The organism is Azospirillum formosense (assembly GCF_013340925.1).
GTDB lineage: Bacteria > Pseudomonadota > Alphaproteobacteria > Azospirillales > Azospirillaceae > Azospirillum > Azospirillum formosense.
In genome coordinates, this window is the sequence record NZ_WHOR01000353.1 from 1 (window position 1) to 4760 (window position 4760).

A 4760-nucleotide genomic window follows, 5' to 3' on the forward strand; every position below is an offset into this window, starting at 1 on the left:
GACGTCCTTGTTCCTTTCGCTCACGTCCCGCCTCCCCCCGTGTCCCCCACGGAGTCGTGCGTCGGCAGCGTCAGTTGTGTATAGGAGACAGCGGCCCTTATCAACGGCGGAGGCCGGGATGGACAGGACGGCGTCCGCCGCCAGGACCGCAACCACCGGCACCAGCAGGAAGACCGCCTGCTGCGAGAACAGCCAGCCGACCAGCCCGGCGAGCGCCGCCACGCCGACGTTGCCCGCGTGGTCGAAGGCGGCGTTGCGTCCCATCCGCCGGGCCAGCAGGCGCTGCGGGAAGAGGCCGAGGGTCAGGGCCGCCACCGCCGGGCCGAACACGTCCCCCACCACCGCGATCAGCGTGTTCGCGATCAGAACCGGCCAGAAGCGCGGGAACGCGTAGATGCACAGCGCCCCCACACCCAGCACGGCCAGCGCCACGACAATGGCCTCGCGCTTGCGGTGGGTGGAGTCGATGGCCGCCCCGATGGGCGTCTGCACGGCAAGCCCGAGCCAGCCGGCGAGGCTCGTCACCAGACCGACCTCCGACTGGCTCCAATGCTGTTGGGTCACAAGGAAGACGTTGAGATAGGGACCGAGCGCGCCCCGCACGTCCGCCAGCAGGAAATTCACGGCGTCCAGCGACGCCGGCCGGAAGCCGTGACCGGATTCATCCGGTACCGCCGCCACCCGCCCCTTGCTCTCATCAGGCAACCGCGTCTCCCCTCCGAGGTTCTGGCGAAGCAGTCCGCGGCCAGAAGCAAAGGTTGGGAACAGCCGACACCGCGAGATGACACCATGAAATGCGCCACTCAAGGCGAGCAAAGTCGGAAAGTCAGATCGCTACAAAGCCAAGGAAAATGAAAAGTTGCCGCGATTGCTTAAGATCGCAACCCAAAACTGCAATTTTGGCAATCTTCGAAGTTCCGGTACTTTTCCACTTACACACGCATGAGATCGCCAAGTTTGTCGAGCAGGTAGTCGAGGTCCTCTGCGGCCAGATCCTCATACTGGGTCAGGATGCGCTCGATCACCCGGCGACGGTGGCGTTCGATGTCGTGCGCCTCGCCGTCGTAGGGGGTTTCCTTCAGCACGTCGAGGGCGATCCGGCAGGCCGGCAGCAGGGCCGGCGGCTGCTTGGCCTTGTCGTAGATGGATTTCAGACCCAGCCGTCCGGCGTCGTGGATCAGCAGGCGGGCGTTGGTCAGCGGCACGTTGGCCAGATGGGACAACGCCGTTTCGAAAAAGGCGCTGTCGCCCATGCACAGCGCCCGCACCAGCAGCGACGGGGTCAGGCGGCCGCTGCGCGACAGTTGCGCGACCAGCCGTTCCAGCGCGCCCTCGTCGCTCTCCCCGGAGAAGAGGGCGACGGTGGCGCGCTCGCGGCTTTGCAGGATCAGATCGGCGGCGACCTTGGCCGGAAGGTCGTGGTTGGTCACCAGATGCTGCTGGAGCTTTTCCGAAACCACGGCGACCAGCCGCTCGGCAATGGTGATCGGCAGGCGGGCGCGCTGGACCAGCGGCACCTGCACGGTTTCGCTGTCGGCGAAACGCTCGATGACGCGGCCGAGCGTGCGCTCGCCGAGATCCGCACTCTCGTTGGCGACCAGGACCGCCACCGCCCCTTCCGACGCGGTGTCGATCAGCGCGTCGGCGACGCTGGCCGACAGGGCCGGGCGCTGCGCGATGGCGGCGTGCTTGGCGTCCGTTCCGGTCCGCACCAGTTCGACGAGGTCGGCGTCGGTCAGCACCGTGGAGACGCTGAGCACCGGGATCGCCACCGCCTCCACATCGCGGGCCAGCATCAGCGCGACGTCGCGCGGCAGCGCCGGGTTGGCCTTCAGATTCTCGGCCAGCGACTGGCGCACGCGCACCACGGCGTCGCGCGCCATGAAGCGGATGATGTCCTCGGCGAGCCGGCGTTCACCGTCCGTCAAGGTGGCCGCGGAGAATTGCTTGGCAACCTTGACCGCCAGTTCGGAGCGGCTGTTCGGCGACGGGTCCGACAGCAGTCTGGACACGTCGTCCTTGGTGAGTTGGTCGCTCATGGGTCCCTGACCCTTTCCTGCCCTGCGTCGCTCCCCGCACCTCGGATTCGTGCATCAGGGGGAGCGAATGTATTCAGGTCATGATCGGACCAAAGAATTGAGCCTTTGTTAACGACGATTTCCAGTCACGGGCCGGGCCTGGCCGCTCCTCACCAGCCGCCCCTTCCCCAACCGCCATGCCGGTGATGATGGCGGGGGCCGCCATGGTGGCCACCGCGCGGGCTGCCGTAATAGCCGCCGTAGTAGGGACGGCCATACACGACGGGCGGCGGCCCGTAATGGCGGTACTGCGGGCGCTCGTAATAGCCGTACCCATAGGACCGGTGTCCGTAGGCGTAGACGGGTCCGGGCGTCCCGGCGGCGACGTAGCAGCCGGACAGCAGAAGGGCGGCGAAGGACAGAAGGAACAGAGAGCGGAGCGTCGTCATTGGCGTTCCTGTGCCAGGGGTCGCGGCCCGGCGAGCGGGCCGTACTGGCAGGATGAACGCCTGCGACGGGGATATTATTCCCGAAGCGGTTCCGCCCTTTCCCGTCAGCGCCGTCCCCGGCGGCCCTGCTTCTTCGGAGCGCCCTCGGGAATGCCGCGGCCCTGGCGGGCGGAGCTGATGCCGATGCTGCCCGGCTGCTCCAGCCCGAGGTCCATCGCCTCCAACCGGCGGAGTTCGTCGCGCAGGCGGGCGGCCTCCTCGAACTCCAGGTCCGCGGCGGCGGCCTTCATGCGCTTCTCCATGTCGGCCATCACGGACTTCAGGTTGTGGCCGACCAGTTCCGACGCGTTCAGGCCGGTCTTCACGGTGACGTGGTCGCCGCGCTCGTACACGCTCTCCAGGATGTCGCCGATGGCCTTCTTCACGGATTCCGGCGTGATGCCGTGCTCCAGATTGTAGGCCCGCTGCTTCTCGCGGCGGCGCGCCGTCTCGTCGATGGCGTACTGCATGCTGCCGGTGATCTTGTCGGCGTAGAGAATCGCCCGCCCCTCGACGTTGCGCGCGGCGCGGCCGATGGTCTGGATCAGCGAGGTCTTGGAGCGCAGATAGCCCTCCTTGTCGGCGTCCAGGATGGCGACCAGCGAGCATTCGGGGATGTCCAGCCCCTCGCGCAGCAGATTGATGCCGACCAGCACGTCGTAGGCGCCGAGGCGCAGGTCGCGGATGATCTCGATGCGCTCCAGAGTCTCCACGTCGGAGTGGATGTAGCGCACGCGCAGCCCCGCCTCGTGCATGTATTCGGTCAGCGCCTCGGCCATCTTCTTGGTGAGCGTGGTGACCAGCACGCGGTTGCCCTTCGCCACCACCTCCTTGCACTCGTGGATCAGGTCGTCCACCTGCGTCTCGGTGGGACGGATGATCACCTCCGGGTCGATCAAGCCCGTCGGGCGAACCACCTGCTCGGCGAAGACGCCGCCGGTGCGCTCCATCTCCCAGGGGCCGGGGGTGGCGGAGACGAAGACCGTCTGCGGGCGCATGCCCTCCCACTCCTCGAACTTCAGCGGGCGGTTGTCCATGGCGCTGGGCAGGCGGAAGCCGTATTCCGACAAGGTTTCCTTGCGCATGCGGTCGCCGCGATACATGCCGCCGATCTGCGGCACCATGACGTGGCTTTCGTCGACGATCAGCAGCGCGTCGCCCGGCAGATACTCGAACAGCGTCGGCGGCGGCTCGCCCGCCGCGCGGCCGGTCAGGTAGCGGGAATAGTTCTCGATGCCGGCGCAGGCGCCGGTGGCCGCCATCATCTCGATGTCGAAGGTCGTGCGCTGCTCCAGCCGCTGCGCCTCCAGCAGCTTGCCCTGGGCGTTGAACTCCTCCAGCCGGAGCTTCAACTCGCGCTTGATCTGCTCGATGGCCTGATTGAGCGTCGGCTTGGGAGTCACATAGTGGCTGTTGGGATAGATGCGCACGGCCTCCAGCGAGGCGATCTTCTCGCCGGTCAGCGGGTCGATCTCGTGGATGCCCTCGATCTCGTCGCCGAACAGAGAGATGCGCCAGGCGCGGTCCTCCATGTGGGCGGGGAACAGCTCCACCGTGTCGCCGCGCACCCGGAACAGGCCGCGCCCGAAGGCCGCGTCGTTGCGCTTGTACTGAAGCTCGGTGAGCTTGCGCAGCAGGTCGGGCTGGGCGACCACCTGCCCCTTGCGCAGGTCGACGGTCATCTCCGAATAGGTTTCGACCGAACCGATGCCGTAGATGCAGGAGACCGACGCCACGATGATGACGTCGTCCCGCTCCAGCAGCGCCCGCGTCGCCGAGTGGCGCATCCGGTCGATCTGCTCGTTGATCGAGGATTCCTTCTCGATGAAGGTGTCGGTGCGCGGGACGTAGGCTTCCGGCTGGTAGTAGTCGTAGTAGGAAACGAAGTATTCCACCGCGTTGTTCGGGAAGAAGGACTTCATCTCGCCATAGAGTTGCGCCGCCAGCGTCTTGTTCGGAGCGAGCACCAGGGTGGGTCGCTGGACGTGCTGGATGACGTGCGCCATGGTGAAGGTCTTGCCGGACCCGGTGACGCCGAGCAGCACCTGATCCTTCTCACCGGCGCGCAGCCCCTCGGTCAGCTCCCCGATGGCGCGCGGCTGGTCACCGGAGGGCTTGAACTCCGACACCAGTTCGAACTTCTTGCCCGCCTCCAGCTTCGGGAGGGATTTCTGCGGGAGGGCGGTCAGGACGGGATGGGACATGCGGGTGCGCTCGCGCCAGGGGGTACGGAACGGGAACCGAGTATATGGCC

At 66.8% G+C, this 4760-nt stretch carries 4 protein-coding genes; all 4 read right to left on the bottom strand.

Annotated features, from left to right (window positions below; genetic code table 11):
* On the bottom strand, positions 1-705 hold a 705-nt coding region (locus GBZ26_RS26935; RefSeq protein WP_247884923.1), incomplete at its 3' end, for an MFS transporter.
* Between the two features lie 227 nt (positions 706-932).
* Complete coding sequence (gene spbR / locus GBZ26_RS26940) at positions 933-2039, bottom strand: SpbR family protein (RefSeq protein WP_174441457.1); 1107 nt, start codon at positions 2037-2039, stop codon at positions 933-935.
* Positions 2040-2188: 149 nt separating this feature from the next.
* Positions 2189-2467 carry a neuropeptide-like protein 29 gene (locus GBZ26_RS26945; RefSeq protein WP_174441458.1) on the bottom strand — a complete coding sequence of 93 codons (279 nt, stop codon included), beginning with the start codon at positions 2465-2467 and terminating at the stop codon, positions 2189-2191.
* Positions 2468-2571: 104 nt separating this feature from the next.
* The gene (gene uvrB, locus GBZ26_RS26950) at positions 2572-4710 is read right to left on the bottom strand and encodes an excinuclease ABC subunit UvrB (protein ID WP_109138712.1); all 2139 of its coding nucleotides are present in this window, start codon (positions 4708-4710) and stop codon (positions 2572-2574) included.
* Between the last annotated feature and the right edge of the window lie 50 nt (positions 4711-4760).